Source organism: Priestia sp. FSL W8-0524, assembly GCF_038005965.1.
GTDB classification, from domain to species: Bacteria; Bacillota; Bacilli; order Bacillales; family Bacillaceae_H; genus Priestia; species Priestia zanthoxyli.
This window is the reverse complement of sequence record NZ_JBBOUG010000001.1, coordinates 904,098-920,630: the sequence shown is the minus strand read 5'-3', so window position 1 is coordinate 920,630 and position 16,533 is coordinate 904,098. Positions and strand designations below refer to the sequence as shown.

The 16,533-nt window shown below is 39.7% G+C and carries 14 protein-coding genes; 7 read left to right on the top strand and 7 right to left on the bottom strand.

The features are described 5' to 3' along the window. Nucleotides 1-25 precede the first annotated feature (25 nt). Complete coding sequence (gene nagE / locus NST66_RS04520) at nt 26-1,903, bottom strand: N-acetylglucosamine-specific PTS transporter subunit IIBC (RefSeq protein WP_155008304.1); 1,878 nt, start codon at nt 1,901-1,903, stop codon at nt 26-28. Between the two features lie 328 nt (nt 1,904-2,231). Between nagE and nagA the strand changes: the two genes are divergently transcribed. From nagA to NST66_RS04500, 4 genes are read left to right on the top strand one after another with little or no spacing between them, the layout of a single operon-like run. After that, the gene (gene nagA, locus NST66_RS04515; RefSeq protein WP_340843154.1) at nt 2,232-3,416 is read left to right on the top strand and encodes an N-acetylglucosamine-6-phosphate deacetylase; all 1,185 of its coding nucleotides are present in this window, start codon (nt 2,232-2,234) and stop codon (nt 3,414-3,416) included. 2 nt (nt 3,417-3,418) lie between these two features. Further along, nucleotides 3,419-4,156: a glucosamine-6-phosphate deaminase gene (nagB, locus tag NST66_RS04510; RefSeq protein WP_340843153.1), complete on the top strand. Its 738-nt coding sequence runs from the start codon at nt 3,419-3,421 to the stop codon at nt 4,154-4,156. A 57-nt stretch (nt 4,157-4,213) separates the two neighbouring features. Beyond that, entirely contained in the window at nt 4,214-4,939 is a 726-nt protein-coding gene (locus NST66_RS04505) for a GntR family transcriptional regulator (protein WP_034270436.1), read from the top strand. Between the two features lie 17 nt (nt 4,940-4,956). After that, nucleotides 4,957-5,682: an SIS domain-containing protein gene (locus tag NST66_RS04500; RefSeq protein ID WP_099330728.1), complete on the top strand. Its 726-nt coding sequence runs from the start codon at nt 4,957-4,959 to the stop codon at nt 5,680-5,682. A gap of 216 nt (nt 5,683-5,898) precedes the next feature. On the opposite strand, the gene NST66_RS04495 is transcribed toward NST66_RS04500, so the two are convergent. From NST66_RS04495 to NST66_RS04480, 4 genes are all read right to left on the bottom strand, one after another. After that, nucleotides 5,899-6,384, bottom strand: coding sequence for a hypothetical protein (locus NST66_RS04495; RefSeq protein ID WP_340843152.1), 486 nt, complete (start codon nt 6,382-6,384; stop codon nt 5,899-5,901). Nucleotides 6,385-6,860: 476 nt separating this feature from the next. Further along, complete coding sequence (locus NST66_RS04490; RefSeq protein WP_182420780.1) at nt 6,861-7,319, bottom strand: GNAT family N-acetyltransferase; 459 nt, start codon at nt 7,317-7,319, stop codon at nt 6,861-6,863. A gap of 1 nt (nt 7,320) precedes the next feature. Beyond that, on the bottom strand, nt 7,321-7,599 hold the full coding sequence (locus tag NST66_RS04485) for a YesK family protein (RefSeq protein ID WP_335563645.1): 279 nt from the start codon (nt 7,597-7,599) through the stop codon (nt 7,321-7,323). A 143-nt stretch (nt 7,600-7,742) separates the two neighbouring features. Further along, nucleotides 7,743-8,252 (bottom strand): SUKH-4 family immunity protein, encoded by a 510-nt coding sequence (locus NST66_RS04480; protein WP_223546654.1) that lies wholly within the window; start codon nt 8,250-8,252, stop codon nt 7,743-7,745. A 454-nt stretch (nt 8,253-8,706) separates the two neighbouring features. Between NST66_RS04480 and NST66_RS04475 the strand changes: the two genes are divergently transcribed. Next, the gene (locus NST66_RS04475; protein WP_340843151.1) at nt 8,707-11,895 is read left to right on the top strand and encodes a S8 family peptidase; all 3,189 of its coding nucleotides are present in this window, start codon (nt 8,707-8,709) and stop codon (nt 11,893-11,895) included. Between the two features lie 39 nt (nt 11,896-11,934). Here NST66_RS04475 and corA read toward each other — a convergent pair whose 3' ends face one another. Continuing rightward, the gene (gene corA / locus NST66_RS04470) at nt 11,935-12,906 is read right to left on the bottom strand and encodes a magnesium/cobalt transporter CorA (RefSeq protein ID WP_013055874.1); all 972 of its coding nucleotides are present in this window, start codon (nt 12,904-12,906) and stop codon (nt 11,935-11,937) included. Between the two features lie 614 nt (nt 12,907-13,520). Here corA and NST66_RS04465 point away from each other — a divergent pair. Together NST66_RS04465 and NST66_RS04460 are read left to right on the top strand one after the other, a co-directional pair. Continuing rightward, the gene (locus NST66_RS04465) at nt 13,521-13,898 is read left to right on the top strand and encodes a PilZ domain-containing protein (RefSeq protein ID WP_063247608.1); all 378 of its coding nucleotides are present in this window, start codon (nt 13,521-13,523) and stop codon (nt 13,896-13,898) included. A 71-nt stretch (nt 13,899-13,969) separates the two neighbouring features. Next, entirely contained in the window at nt 13,970-14,800 is an 831-nt protein-coding gene (locus tag NST66_RS04460) for an LCP family glycopolymer transferase (RefSeq protein ID WP_340843150.1), read from the top strand. 193 nt (nt 14,801-14,993) lie between these two features. Here NST66_RS04460 and NST66_RS04455 read toward each other — a convergent pair whose 3' ends face one another. Further along, nucleotides 14,994-16,340 carry an FAD-binding oxidoreductase gene (locus NST66_RS04455; protein WP_034270467.1) on the bottom strand — a complete coding sequence of 449 codons (1,347 nt, stop codon included), beginning with the start codon at nt 16,338-16,340 and terminating at the stop codon, nt 14,994-14,996. Nucleotides 16,341-16,533: the final 193 nt, after the last annotated feature.

The following is a 16,533-nucleotide window of genomic DNA, read 5'->3' as shown; positions in this document are numbered from 1 at the left end:
GAACAGGTTTGTTCCAGCCTTTTTATTAAAATGTAATAACGTCTTTTGTACCTTGCTTTTGGTAGCCTGTTTTTAACAGCTTCACTTCTTTATCCGCTGGCAAGTTGGTAAATACAACTGGTGTCACAATAGACGGTGCATGCTTTTTAACATACTCTAAATCCACCTGTAAAAGAGGTGTTCCTTGTTGAACGCTGTCACCTTCTTGAACAAGCGCTTGAAATCCTTCTCCTTTTAAATTCACAGTATCTAATCCAACGTGAATCAGGATTTCAATTCCTTCTGCTGTTTTTAAGCCAATCGCATGTTTTGTTGGGAACACGGTCATGACTTCACCGTTAATCGGTGATACGAGCGTTCCTTCAATCGGTTCAATCGCAAAGCCGTCGCCCATCATCTTTTGTGAAAACACTTGATCTTCCACTTCACTAAGCGGCTTTACAACGCCTTCAAACGGTAACACAAACTCTGTGTGTGCATCTGCTTGAACAGCCTGTTGTTCAACAGGTGCAGCGGTTGACGCTGTGCCGTATTTAACTAATTGATTCATTGCGTCTGCAACAAACTCTACTTCTGTTCCGACAATGACTTGAACATTTGTTTTATTGAGCTTCATGATTCCTCTCGCTCCGTGGCGCTTTAAGGCAGCTTCATTAATATTGCTAGCATCAGCTACTTGTAAGCGAAGACGAGTCGCACAGTTATCAATTACGGTTAAGTTTTCTTTTCCGCCTAAATCTTCAATAAAATACGATGCCATATCCACATATTTATCGCCTGTTGCTACAACCGTTTCGTTTGATGTGTCTACTTCTTCATCATCTTCACGTCCCGGTGTTTTTAAATTTAATGCTTTGATCAGCGTGTAGAAAATGACAAAGTAAATGACCGCATATACAATGCCAATTCCCGCTAACAGCAGCGGTTTTTGTGAAATTCCGTAGTTTAAGAAGAAGTCAATGGCACCTGCTGAAAATCCAAATCCAGCGTGAATGCCAAGAGCAACGGCTAAAGCCATCGAAATTCCCGTTAAAACGGCATGAATAACGTATAATAGCGGTGCTACGAACATAAATAGAAATTCAATTGGTTCCGTAATTCCTGTTAAAAAAGAAGTAACCGCAAGTCCGATTAACATACCGCTGACTTGTTTGCGTTTTTCTTTTTTAGCTGCTGCAATCATCGCAAGCGCAGCTGCCGGTAAACCAAACATCATAACCGGGAAGAATCCAGACATGAACGTTCCTGCCGTTGGATCTCCTTTAAAGAAGCGATTCAAATCTCCCGTTACGCCGTGATAGTCTCCGAATACAAACCATACTAAGCTGTTTAACACGTGATGCAGTCCAATTGGAATCAACAGACGGTTTAAAAATCCGTATATACCTGCACCAAGCGCTCCTGCTCCTGTAATCCACGTTCCTAAGTTGTTAATTTGATCTTGAATCGGCGGCCAAATAACCCCGAAAATTCCTGCAAGCGCAAGCATAACGACTGAAGTAATAATCGGTACAAACCGCTTTCCTGCAAAGAAGCCGAGCCACTCGGGCAGCTTAATCGCTGAGAAACGATTGTATAGTAAACCAGCCGTTACACCTGAGACAATCCCGCCGAGTACACCCATATTAATATCTTTATCAATAGCTACAGTTCCTTTTGTTAGAACAAAATAACCGACGACTCCGGCAAGTGCTGCTGCGCCGCTTCCATCTTTTGAAAGCCCTACAGCAATACCGAGTGCAAACAGTAGTGCTAAATTCGCAAAAATCGCATCTCCGGCTTGAGCCATAAATGGAATATCTAATAAGTCCTTTTGACCCAAACGAAGAAGCAATGCCGCAGCAGGTAATACTGCGATTGGCAGCATAAGCGATTTACCAATACGTTGTAAAAAATTCAGCATGTTTCTATCTCCTTTGTATAACGTATTTAACCCGATGTTACGAGCAAGGATTTTCGTAACAATATTTATCGGATGACAAGTTACCGCATTCATCCCTGTCCTATGATTACATCATCAGCTGAAATAAAGGCGGTTTTACTGCATGGACTCATACTAGCACATAAAATATATAGTTGTCTATACCAATTTTCTTTTTAAAAACCTCTCTATATCAATGTTAAAAGCCCTTACAAAACTTTCTAACTCACAAAAAAGAATTAACTGGTCTAGACAACTATTCCAAAAAGCGTTACACTTAAATCAATACAACGAGCAAAGGAGTGTATGTATGGATACACATTCATCCATCATTATTTATAATGTAACCGTTTATAGTGAAAATCAGACATTAAAAAACGGGTATATTAAACTAACGAACAAGAAAATTACTGAACTCGGAGAGATCCATCAATACGTACGTCAGCCGAAAGACCATGTAATTGAGCTTTCTCCTTCCTATAAAGTGATTCCTGGTGCCATTGACGTGCATATTCATGGCGTTAACAATGCGGACGCTATGGACGGTACAGCAGAAGCATTAAAAACAATGGCGCGCACGCTTCCAAAAGAAGGTACAACGAGCTTTTTAGCAACTACTATGACGCAGTCGAATGAAGCGGTTGAAAAAGCACTTCGCAACGCGGGCGCTTATATCGAAGAGCAAATAGATGCGGATGCTGAAGTAGTTGGTATTCACTTAGAAGGTCCGTTTATTTCACCAAAACGTGCGGGCGCGCAGCCCCCTACTCACATTCAAGATCCGAATGTGGCACTGTTTCAAGAGTGGCAAAAAGCAGCCGGAGGACATATTAAACTTGTTACGTTAGCTCCAGAGCAGCCAAACGGCTTATCTCTTACTTCTTATTTAAAAGAAACAAACGTCGTCGCTTCTATTGGCCACTCCGACAGCACATATGATCAAGTTGGTGAAGCCATCGAAGCAGGAGCTTCTCATATTACGCATTTATATAACGGCATGCGCGGTCTTCACCATAGAGAGCCCGGCGTATTAGGCGCCGCTTATTTGAGAAATGAATTATTTGTAGAGCTGATTACAGACGGCATCCACTGCCGACCTGAAATGGTCAAGCTTGCGTACGATCAAATTACAAGTGAACGCATGATTCTTATCACGGATTCTCTTCGTGCCAAATGGCTAAAAAACGGTACGTATGATTTAGGAGGACAGCCTGTTCACGTAAACGACACAACGGCTACCCTTGCAGATGGAACATTAGCAGGAAGCATCTTAAAGATGAACGATGCGATTAAAAACACGATGAGCTTTACGAACTGTTCATTGGAAGACATCGTAAAAATGACCGCTGAAAACCCAGCAAAACAGCTTAATCTGTTCGATACAAAAGGAAGCCTCAAAATTGGAAAAGATGCGGATATCGTGGTGTTAAATGAAAACTTAGATGTTGAAATGACATTTTGCCGAGGCACATTGAGCTTTCAAAAGGAGGACTAACAATGAATATCATCCAAGTGAAAAACTACAGTGAAATGAGTGCAAAAGCAGCTGATATGCTGATTAGCAAACTTCATGAAAAACCAAATATGAATCTGGGACTTGCAACGGGAGGCACGCCGAAAGGATTATATGATCGTTTAATTCAAGATCATAAAGAGCACGGCACGTCTTACAAACACGTTACTTCCTTTAACTTAGATGAATATGTGGGAATGAAGCCGCAAGATCCAAACAGCTATCACTACTATATGGCAGATGCGTTATTTAATCACATTGATATTGACGTAAGCAACACGCACGTTCCTAACGGGCTGGCTGATACGCCTGAAGAAGAATGCCGCCGCTACGATGAAATGATTCAAAATCACGGAGGCATTGACCTTCAGATTCTTGGAATCGGTCAAAACGGACACATTGGCTTTAACGAACCTGGTACGTCATTCAACTCTCCTACTCATATTGTGACGTTAGAAGAGTCAACGCGAAAAGCCAATGCGCGCTACTTTAATTCTCTTGACGAAGTGCCTACTCAGGCTATTACAATGGGAATTGAATCGATTATGAAAAGCAAAGAAATTTTACTGCTTATCTCCGGGGAAGCCAAAGCAGAAGCGATGTATCAGCTGCTTAACGGAGAAATCACAGAAGACTTCCCTGCTTCTATTTTAAAGAAGCATCACTGTGTTACAATTATTGCGGACCAAGAAGCTTTAAGTAAAGTATCGACTACGGTTTAATTTATAGCCTCCTCGTCTTTTTTAGATGAGGAGGTTTACATAAAGGAGAGAACTTAAGTGATTGATAAAAGCTCACCTCTTCCGATTTATTATCAAATTGAAGAACAGTTGAAAAAACAAATTGAAAACGGAGAGTTAAAACCAAATGATTCGCTTCCTTCTGAACGAGAGTTTGCAGAACGATTTGAAATCAGCAGAATGACCGTTCGCCAAGCGATTAACAATTTAGTAAACGACGGTTATTTATATCGTCAAAAAGGCCGCGGCACCTTTGTATCTGAAAAAAAACTGGAGCAGCAGCTCGTTGGATTAACGAGTTTTACAGAAGATATGAAAGCGCGCGGAATGGTGCCAAGCAGTAAATTGCTGAGCTTTGAAATCATTGCGGCTTCAGAAAAAATTGCCGAGCAGCTGCACATTTCTCTTCATGCACCTGTTTATGAAATCAAGCGTATTCGTTTAGCTGACGACGTGCCAATGGCGCTCGAAAGCGTATATGTATCCGCTAACTTAGTCAAAGGGTTAACAGAATCCATTGTTAACGACTCTCTTTACCGCTATATAGAAGAAGAGCTAGGCCTAAATATTGGCGAAGCCAATCAAACGTTAGAATCCATTTTAGCTTCTGAAACCGAAGTGAAGCATCTTGGAATTAACTCATATTCACCCGTTCTACTGATTCAACGAAATACGTATTTGCAAGATGGCACGCCGCTTGAAGTGGTGAAGTCTTCGTACCGAGCAGACCGCTATAAGTTTACGATTAACATGACACGATCTTAAAACTAAGGAGTTTTTTTATGTCTAGTTTATATCTACAGGAACTAACAAAACTGCTTGCCAAAGTGGAGGCGCATGAACAGCAGGCAATAGAATCCGCAGCCGAGAAAATCTCACAGCAATTAGCTTCTCATCACCTCATTCATTTATTTGGATGCGGTCATTCTCATATTTTAACGGAAGAAGTGTTTTACCGTTCTGGAGGGCTTGCGCCGATTCATCCTATTTTTGTGGAAGAACTGATGCTTCATAAAGGAGCTTCGCGCTCTTCACAGCTGGAGCGTAAAAACGACTATGCCTCCACCTTTATGGAAAAAGAAGATATCGTACCAGGCGATATCATGATTGTCATTTCTACATCGGGCGTAAATCCCGTTCCGATTGATGTAGCTTTAATTGCAAAAGAAAAAGGCGCCTTTGTTATCGGGCTTACCTCTCCTTCTTATGCCACGAGCCGGGCTTCGCGACATAAAAGCGGAAAATACCTTCATGATGTCGTGGATCTTGTTATTAATAATCATATTCCAAAAGGAGACGTTCTTCTTCATCAGCAAGACATTTCCTTCGCTTCTGGTTCTACTGTAATTGGAGGCGCTATCCTAAATGATGTCCTATCTAAAGCCATACAAAAACTGCTCAGCCGCGGCATCACGCCTCCTGTCTTTTTAAGCGGAAACATGGAAGGTTCAGATGAACATAACCAGCGGTTGATTGATGCTTACAAAGGAAGAATTACTGCCCTATAACAGCCCCTGCGGCTGTTTTTTTGCACAAAAAAAAGATGCTTGAAAGCATCTCATCAAAGTCGGACTGTACGTTTTGGACTAGATCTCCTCTTTATCAGTAGAAGTCTTGTTCACAGCACCATAACCTACTTATCCGACATAATTACTATGTTTAACATAAGTATACTCTTTTATACCTTAAGTGTCAAATAAGTTATAAGAAATTTCGTAGTGCATTCATTTGAAGATTTTTTTGCGGTAATGTTCTAGCTGGCTTTTAGCTTCTTTCATAATTATCGTATGTATGATTTCATCCGTAATGTTAAAATAATTGTCTCCGTACTGATAGTCATCTATCATATCACTAATTTCAAGCCAACCTACTAACTTGGTCGGATAGTCAAGTTCAATGAACATGTTGTATAAGTGATTGGCTTCTGTTAGCGCTCTCTCTTCATACTGCACAATCGTTTGAAGCCGCGTATAAATCAGGTAATCTGTACATTCCTGTTCACTCGGTTTCAATAAGGAAAGCTCTTTTAAAGTACGCTGAAAATAATCTTCTATTTCAAAGAGATTATAAGGTGGTTGGAGAGAAGCTAAAATAGAAAGAGATAAAGAATCCTGTTCGTGCTCCAGCATAGAAAGTGCCCATGGTAAATAATGTTTTTCCGCTGTGACACTCTTTTGATAAATGTAATAAAAGAGCTCGCGTGTATCCATAGAACTCCTCCTTTCTTTTTCGTGCCGATACAATTTCGAATAGTTTACCATACCTATAAATTTTACATGTAAATACCTGCCGAAGCTTTATATAAGTTTTCTTGCCGCATCTCACAAAAAAGAACCTGCATCAAAACTGATGCAGGTTCTTCCCTTCATATCATGCTAATTATTTCATGTTCATTTGCCCTTGTGAGGCCCTTTCGCTACGTATATCGGTTCATAACGAGAGTGCCAATTGTCAGATCAGAATATCTGCTTTTCATGTGAGGTAATACGTTTGCTGAAGTTGCTGTTAAGTATTCCAAAACTAAACCAGTCCCTTCATGAAGCTAAGTATTTACCATTCACAGTAGCCTTAGAAAAATTTCTATCGGCTCTGTACTATCTGTATACCACGTTTCAATTGAACTAAACTAAAAAATTCATTTTAATCAAAAAATTCTTACCACAGGGATACAACCATTAACAGCGAATTACAAATGGAGCTTTAATCCTTCATGAGAAGCTGTGAATCCAAGCTTTTGATAAAAACGCAAAGCCTCCGATCGTTCCTTGTCCGTTGTTAATTGTATCAACTGACAATTACGTTCTTTCGCTCGTTCAATCGCCCACGTAATCAGCTGATAGCCAACCCCTTTTCCACGCTGTGACGAAGCGGTTCGAACTCCTTCAATCGTGGCTCTCCACCCGCCTTGTCTTGCAATGTGGGGCGTAAAGGTTAGTTGTTGAACACCTATTACTTCACTATCTTTACATGCGACAATCAGTTCATTGTTTGGATCCGCATCAATTGCCTGAAATGCTTGGACATAACAGTCTGGAAGCGGTAATTCGTAGCGCTCTCGTTTGCTTCCGAGCATATCATCCGCGAGCATTTCAACAATTTGATCCAAATCTTCTCGCACTGCTTCTCTAAAGGTTATCTCTCCCATTTTATACAGCACCTTTCCCTCGTCCATTTATGATATTAAAAAGAACGCTGACGAACAAGCTCAGAACCGACGCCAAAAACAAAGCAGCCGCTAAAGCACCAAGACCCATTCCTTCAAAGCCGCCAACTCCAAATATGCTATATAGAAATAGAAATATGCTTATTAGCATGCTGCTAAGTGAAATTCCGTACTGCACGGGGGAGTTCTTTCTATAGAAGAAATACGACGCACCAAAAAGCAGCACGAAGAAAGCACCCATTAATCCAAATAAAGAAATCATTTACACCCTCCTCCTTCTCTAAAAAAGGAATTTATATCCATTATATACTATCATTTTTATTTATTCTATCTATATTAATAGCCCTGCAGCCACAACTAAATAGACATGACCAAAGCGGCCATGTCTATTTTTCTACTATATTATTAAAAAGAAAGTTCTTTGAACCAAAAAGAATAAGGGGCTAAGCAAGCTTCATCAATTTCATTCATACGTTTTTTGCATCGCTGCAGCACCTCAGCAGGAATGTGTCGCTCTAAGTATGCAGATTCTCCGTTAGCTTGAATCGTTTCTTCTACTAGCTCTTCAAACACATCTAAGCATGCTAAAAACTGCGGAAAAGTTGTATTCACGAAACGCTCACAGTCATCGTTGGACGTATCGAGCAGCACAACCGAACCGTTTTTTTGATGAAGACAAATTGGATCTCCAGCGCCGGTTGTTCCTAAAAACCAATAGTGCTGGTAGCGAGATGATAACTCAAATGTTTCGCATAGCGTTGTTAGCTTTCCTTTGGATGAAACGAACTCTAGAAATGGTGAAGCTTCTTTGGGCAATCCTTTTTCTGTTAGCAACTTCTTTGTCTCTTTATCAATATCAAGGGGTGCAAGCTGTTCGGCATCAAACTTCATTCGTTTTTCTTGTCGTTGCATCACATTTGACAACTTCTTTCACTCCTTTTCACCATTTGCTCTTTCTTTGCTTTTGTTTATTATAAAAGAAATCCAGCTCGTATTATATGCTACAAATGAACTTAATTAGACTGAAAATTTTTCCAATCTTTATTTATATAGCCCGATTTCCTCTTTATAAACACAGGTAAAAAGAAACCGATCAGATTTTCTCCAACAGATTCTGCTTTTAAAAATAATTCTCATTCCCTTCTTCCCTTTTCAGCGTACTTTCGCCTCTTATAAATAGGCTCAATCTTTATTATTCCAATTTTTTCTACTTTTTGCAACTAGGACTTATCTCACCATTTCTTATACGAGATTAATAACTTGACAAAATACTAAAATAAGCAACAGGAATTATTTACAATTTTTTAAACTTTATGGTTTGATAGGTATGTAATTCCTGTTTTTTACTATATTTTTTTGGAGGTTTAACATGAAAAAAGGGTCAATTTATCGTTTTATTGCTTTTGCTTTAATGTTTACCTTGTGTTTTAGCCAATTAGGTTTACTGAAAACACAAGCGGCAGGCAATCCTCCTGCTAATGAAAAAACATTAAGCATTGGTAAAGCAGCAAAAGGAACATTTACAGAACCAGAACAAACACATTGGTACAAAATTAATCCTTCTAAGCAAGAGGTAGCAAAGTTTTCACACTACAGAATTAAGCTTCAAAGTGATGATGAAGTAAATATCACGATTTACTCTAGTCTTGAAGATGCCAAAAACAACGTGGCATTTGACCGTTATATGGGATACTCTTACAAAGATGAGCCTGCTCAGCTAGATTTTCCAATCGCTTGGACTGGCCCTTATTATGTGAAAGTTGAGTATTATGGAAGCGAAGACGACATGATTGAAGAAGGTGCGGAAGATGGTTCAACTTCTCCAGAACCACAGCCCGAATCAAAAACAGAAGTTCCTTACACAATCAGCTATGAAGGCGCTTCACTTCCTCCTTCTCAAATGATGGAAGAAGAATGCCCTGCTGAATTAAGTACAAGCCAAAAAGAAAACGGAAAAGGTATTTTAAAAGATTTGCGTACGATTCGTGACGCTGTGCTTTCAAAAACAGCAAGCGGAAAGGACCTTTCTTCTCTTTACTACAAAGCCGCTCCGTTTATCAGCTCTAAAATGATTATTGATAAATCGATGCGTGAACAAGTATACAAAGATTTAGTTCAGCTAAAAGGTTTATTTACAGATGTGGCGAAAAACGGCGCATCAAGCACATATATGATTACAAGTGCTGATCAAAAAGCAATCAATGATTTATACAGCATCGCTTATAAATCCGTTCCGGCTGCTTTAAAGAAAGACTTAGAAAAAGTAGCAGCGCAGACCAAATTAAAAGACGTAACGGACTTAAACGTATCGTCTGTATTAGTAAGAGCTAAGTTAGTCAGCACAAACAGCGTTTCAACAAAAGCTGAAACTCGCTATATTGTTAAATTAAAAGATGGTGCAAATGCTAAATCATTTAAAACAAAAGCACAGTCAAAATCAGCAGGCATTGAATCTATTAATAAATTAAAACAATCAGCTGCTTCTTTTGATAATATGTTTGTTATTCAATTAGATGACAGCAATGGAAAAAGCTTCAGCACGTCGTCTGCTCAAGGTAAAATGACGGCAAAACAAATTCAGGCACTTCCTGAAACTGAATTTATTGAGCCGGTCCAAGAGTACCACGCTCTTTCAATGGATTCACAATATCCGTATCAATGGTCATTAAATAACACGGGTAAAAATGACGGTACGCAGCATGCCGATATTCAATATGAATCACTTGAAAAATTACTAAACGGTCAAAAGTTAAAAGATACGGTTATTGCCGTTGCGGATACGGGCGTCGATTCATCACTGGCTGATTTAAAAGGCGTGGTGGATACAAAAACAGGCTATAACTACGTGGATCGTTCGTCAAATGCAACTGATGACAATGGACATGGAACTCATGTAGCAGGTATTATTGCAGCCTCTGCAAACAATAACTATTCAATGGCCGGCATTAATTCTCATGCAAAAATTTTACCGGTTAAAATTCTAGACGCATCTGGAAGTGGAGATACAGAACAAATTGCGTACGGTATTAAATACGCGGTTGACCACGGTGCAAAAGTCATTAACTTAAGCCTTGGCGGATCTTACAGCCGCGTGCTTGAATATTCATTAAAATATGCATACGATCATAACGTAACGGTTGTAGCAGCAAGCGGAAACGACGGTATGGAAGAACTCTCTTACCCTGCTTCATCTGCCTATGCGATTTCAGTAGGCGCATCAAACCGTTTAGATATCGTATCTGACTACTCAAACTATGGAAAAGGATTAGATATTACAGCTCCAGGCTCTGATATTCCAAGTCTTGTTCCAGACGGAAACGTTACTTACTTAAGCGGAACATCCATGGCAACACCTCACGTGGCAGCCGTTGCGGGATTATTGCTATCACAAAACCCAGGCTTAAAGCCAAAAGACGTTGAAAAACGCCTAACGGATACAGCTAAAGATATTAAATTTGATGAAAAAGATGCTCCTGTATACGATGACGAAGAAAGTCCAGCAGAACCCCCTGCTCCAGGCTACGATTACGTGTCAGGATGGGGACGTTTAAATGCGTACAGCGCAGTAAGTGCACAGCAGCTGCAAGCGCAGGTAAATACATTTGTCAGCACGCAAAAAGTGGTTACAGGTAAAGCTCAAAGCGGTTCAACTGTTAAAGTAATGAACGGCTCAAAAACACTTGGCACAGTTAAAGCTGATGCAAAAAATACGTTCTCTGTGAACATTCCAGCTCAAAAAGCTGATACCGTTTTACAAGTAGTTGTCACAAACGGAAAAGCAAGTACGAGCATTCGTGCAGTTGTTCAAAAAGCACCTGCCAAACCAGCGGTAAAAGCCGTGACGAATAAAGATGAATACGTAACAGGAACGTCTAAAGCGAATTTTACGGTAAATGTTAAAAACAGCGCTAAAAAAGTGATTGCTTCGGCAAAAGCTGATGCAAAAGGCGCGTTCAAAGTAAAAATTCCAAAACAAAAAGAAAACACAGTCTTGTACATCACGGCTACAAACAGCCAACAACAAGAAAGTGAAGAAGTAAAAGTAACGGTGCTTGACGTTATTGCTCCAAATGCACCTAAAGTGAATCCAGTCAGCGACGCGGATACAGCTATTAAAGGAACAGCTGAAGCAAATGCATCTGTTGTAGCCAAAGTGAACAACAAAGAAATCGGCAAAGCAAAAGCCAATGCAAAAGGTCAGTACAGCATTGCGATTAAAAAACAAAAAGCAGGTACAGCAATCAGCATAATAGCAGCAGACGCAGCTAACAACACAAGTAAAGCTACGACTGTAAAAGTAAGTGATAAAACTCCCCCTGCTGCACCAAGCGTAAATGCTGTCACAACAAAAAGCACGGCTGTAACAGGTAAAGCAGAAGCAAATGCTACCGTAACGGTAACAGTAAACAAAAAAAGCATTAGCTCTGCTGCTGCAAACAGCAAAGGACAATACTCAGTAAAAATTAAAAAGCAAAAAGAAAAAACAGTCTTAAGCGTAACCGCAAAAGACAAAGCGAACAATACGAGTAAGGCAACAACAAAAACAGTGACAAAATAAAGAAAAAAGGCGCTTGGCTTATAGCCAAGTGCCTTTTTGTTATAACAGCTGTTTGTTTTTAAAGTATTTCCACATTCCCCACGTTAACACAATTAACATAACGATAATAACAGCAGTAGCCCAGTGGGAATTTTGATATGGAATCGGTACGTTCATTCCAAAAAATCCGGTTACGAACGTTAGCGGAAGCATAATCGTTGAAATTAACGTTAAGACATTCAGCTTTTCAGATGAAGTTGCATTGGTAATAGAATAATACGTATCAAGCGCACTGTTTACGAGGTCTCTAAACGTTTCGGCAGAGTCTACAATACGCTCTAAGTGGTCAAGCAAATCAATGTAGAAAGGAACATTTTCTTCTCGTATATCGAATTTCCACTTTCCATTAACCGTTAAGAAAATTCGGCGCTGAGGCAGAATAACGCGACGGATTAAGATAATCGTTCTTTTTAACGCCAAGAACTCTTCCGTCACTCCGCGCACTTCTTTGTTGTAGATTTCATCTTCTAATTCATCAATACGCATGTCAATTCGGTCTAAAATCGGAAAGTATTCGTCCGTGATGCCATCAATCAACGCATATAATAAAAAGTCGGCGCCGCGGTTCATAAACTTTGGATAGCGTGAGCACACAGCATCCATTTTGCGAAGCCAGCCCATTTTATGTTTATGAATCGTCACTACGTAATTTGATCCGACAAAGGCATTTAACTCAAGCGTCGTAATCTCGTCATCACTTTCTTCATTATAGCGAAGCGCGTGAAAAACGAAAAATTTATAGTCTTCGTAATCATCCATTTTAGCGCGAGGACTGTCGTGTAAGCAGTCTTCAATCGCCAATGGGTGAAAATCGAATAATTTAGCAATTTGAGCAAGCTCTTGTCCGTGGACATCATACAGATCAATCCACAGCAAATTATCAGGATTGCGCAATTTCTCATGCACGTCTCCTAAATCAAGATTCGTTACCATTTCTTTTGTTTCATCATCATATAAGTATGTTTTAATCATTGATTTTTCACCTCACGTCATTGAGGCATTAAGGAGTATTTTCCTTCGTTGAAATGAGAGGAACACATACACCTTTGCTGCCCCTATCTTGTTTTGCAGTAACCTTCATCGAAATGGGGTCATCAGTGCCCATTCATCTCACCTCCTAATTAGTTGAAGGAACGCTGACTTGTAATACAGCTACTTCACAAAGTTTAATTTTAACATACAATCTAACTCTAGCGTAGCGCTTTTTTCAAAACCTTTCCCTCACCATTTAAAGTTTCAAACAAAACTTCCGATGCTATAAAAGCAGTTATAATACGCTTGTTTTTAAAAATGCTTTACTAATATACCCGCTATTTAATAATCCAAAAGTACTCACAAATGGCAATCGATAACTAAGACCGCCTGAATCCTCCCCCAAAGGTTCACCTAATCGTAGGCCACCAACGCCGCAAGGGGGGTGACCTACGATTAGGTCTAGAATATCTACCATGGCCGGTCTATGGCCATGGTAGATATTCTACATCGATAAACATTATATGGGTGATGGGGAAAAACGTGTAGGAATTTTTAGACTTTCATCGAATACTTACTTAACAAACTTAGATTACGAAAAGGACTGATGATACATGCATTTTAAACGTGAAGAACCGTTTCGCTTTTTATTTGAGACTCCCATTGTTGGAACGTTTTCCATTGCTAAATACGACAACAAAGAAATCGATTCTAAGCCCGGTCCTTTGTCTGTTATCGACCTTTCACCAAAAGGAATCAAAATAATTACGCCGCTTGATTTACCTATTTTCAATCATCAAATCCAGCTAAAAATCAGCTTTTATTTAAATGAAAAACCGATCCATATTACCGGACTTTGCGTGTGGAAAGAAAAACGGCACACCGAATACCTTTATGGCATTGAAGCGTTTAACGATGTGGAAGAACAAGCAATTTTAATTACAGAACTCAAAACCTACGCCAAGAAAAAACGAGATACGCAAGAAAAATAGCGCTCAGTTGTTTTACTCCCCTTTTAAGATGGCAATACTACGAACGACTTCGATAGAAAAAAGGTGAGACGATGAGCAGTAAAGCAAAAAAAGAATGGATTGGCGGTCTCGTACTATTTTTACTCGTCAGTTTTGTCTGCATCACATTTGCAGGCTATCATACGGTGAAAGCTGCCGTTGATCAAACGTATGTACCGCTTGAGCATGGTAACAAAACACACGTCAATCTAAAAAAAGGACAACCGTTTTCCTTGCTTTTAATTCAAGAAAACCATCAAAATACGTCATTTGTATATATGACTGTTAATAAGCAGCATGAATCAATAAAAATGACCCACTTGCCAGGGTCAACTCAGCTCGGCAACGAAACACTGCGCACCATTTATCACCAAGGAAATATGAATGCTGTTGTAAAGAAAGTCGAAACATATGCAAAGCTTCCTGTTGATTATTATGTCAAAATGGATCAGCAGTCAGTCGTCGATGCTGTAGATAAATTAGGCGGCATTATCGTCACAAACAAACGTGCTTTTGAACACAGCAACATTGTTTTTCCAAAAGGATCGATTCGCCTTAACGGAAAAGAAGCACTTGTTTTTTTAAAAGAGCGTAATGAACAAGACGTCTTTACTGCGCATGAAAGACAGCTGTCCGTAGCGAAAGCTATTTTCAGTCAAGCTGCTACGATTCCCAATGTTACAAAGCTGCATTCTCTTGTATTTACGCTCGCTGATCACATTGAAACCAATGCAACCTTTAATGATATCAAACGGATTCAAAAAACCTACAAGCCGGCCGTTGCACACGTAGACAAGCAGCAGTTTCCGCAAAACGAATGGAATCAAAAACAAGTCACAACCCGGCTGTATAAGCACTTAGAACGCAGCGAGCTGTTTTTATAACCGCAGGAGATTGATTCCTGCGGTTATTGCGTATGAGTTATATGTAGATGCATAATTAAATCCTTTTTGATTTTTGCTAGCTTATAGAGAATGTGATTTTTCTATATAAAAACTGACCTTCGATTGATAGATGCCGCTTACCAATCAAAGGTCAGTTCCAAGCCTAAGAGATCTTATTTAATGACTAAAAGTTTCAGCATGATGATGGCGGTATGCTTTGCGGAAAACGAAATAAATTTTCCGGATCATATTTCGCCTTTACCTCTCGAAGCCTTGAAAAGTTTGATCCATAATAAGCTTTTCCGAAATTTTCAATATTTTGGTCAGGAACATTAACATATGAACCTGTTACATAAGGCTTCATCATCTGACGTACTTTTTCAACTGATGCAAGGCTAGCAGCTTCTTCGGATTTCTTTTCCCAACTAGCAGTCCATTCAGTATAAAACAAGGGGCTGCGCCAGAAAAAGGCTGTTTTGTGGCTTGGTACTTTACTTATCGCACCGCCCCAATTTATAAAAAAGAAGTTGGACTCTGTACCGGGAGCTTCTTCCAAGAATTTCTTCATGATTGAAATAGGCTCTTCCGGCCATAAATCAAGTCCCCATGATGAGGAAAATTTAACACTTTGATCAGATCTACCAGGGATTGGTTCGTCAGGGTCTAAGAAATCTATAGCGTCTGGATAAGGTAATGTTTCTATCACGATTTGTGATGGAGTACCTGTATTTGTTAAAGGCTCTAATAATTGAATTAGCTCCTTTTTTGAACCCAAAAAGATACCTTCTGCATGACACAAGCCGTTGACTTTGCTGAAAATCTCGAGGATGCATCCTAGTCGTGAGTCTACAAACGGTGCCCAATTCTGCCACGTTTTAAATACTGCTTCTAGCTGTTCCCATGGCCAAATAATGTTAAAAACTGTTGCGGTTTTAGGTGCACGGCGAACTTGAAACGCGTATTGAGTATTATATCCAAAGTTACCGCCTCCACCACCTCTAGATGCCCAAAATAAATCTTCATTGCAAGATTTATTCGCTTCAATAATTTTGCCATGTGCATCTACCATTTTCAAACCGACAAGGTTATCGCTTATAAGGCCAATCGACCGTGAGAGTACGCCAAATCCTCCTCCCATCGTAATTCCTCCGATTCCAACAGTTGGGCTATCCCCAAACGGCGCCATAAAACCTTCACGAGCCAAACCTTTTACAAGCGGGCCTACGTGCACTCCTGTTTGAACAACAGCAATTGCATTTTTTTTATCTAAGTGAACTTTATTCATGTCGCTCACATCAATAACAAGTCCACCATTCACTACTGAAAGGTTCTTATCGAGAGCGTGACGACCACTTCTGACGCGCAGTGGTACATTATTCTCACGAGCCCATTTAATAGCATTACTAACATCATACGAATTTTGTGCAAAAACAAAGACAAGAGGAAAGACATCAACATAAGGGTTCCAGTTCTTAACTGCCTCTTTATAACCAGGGTCACCCTTAAAGATTACTCGCCCTGTTAGGTGTGTTGATCCCATATACTATACTCCACTCCTACTAGATATTTAATTACCAATACTAGTATATGTAGGGTGTTGACAAGCTCTTGGACAAATTATCTACTAACTTAAAAACATGTAAATATACCTAAGCGTATACCTTTCACAGAGAATTTTTGATGTTGAAAAAGTTCCTCAAAACGCTAGTTTTATAGAATTTTAACCAAATTAA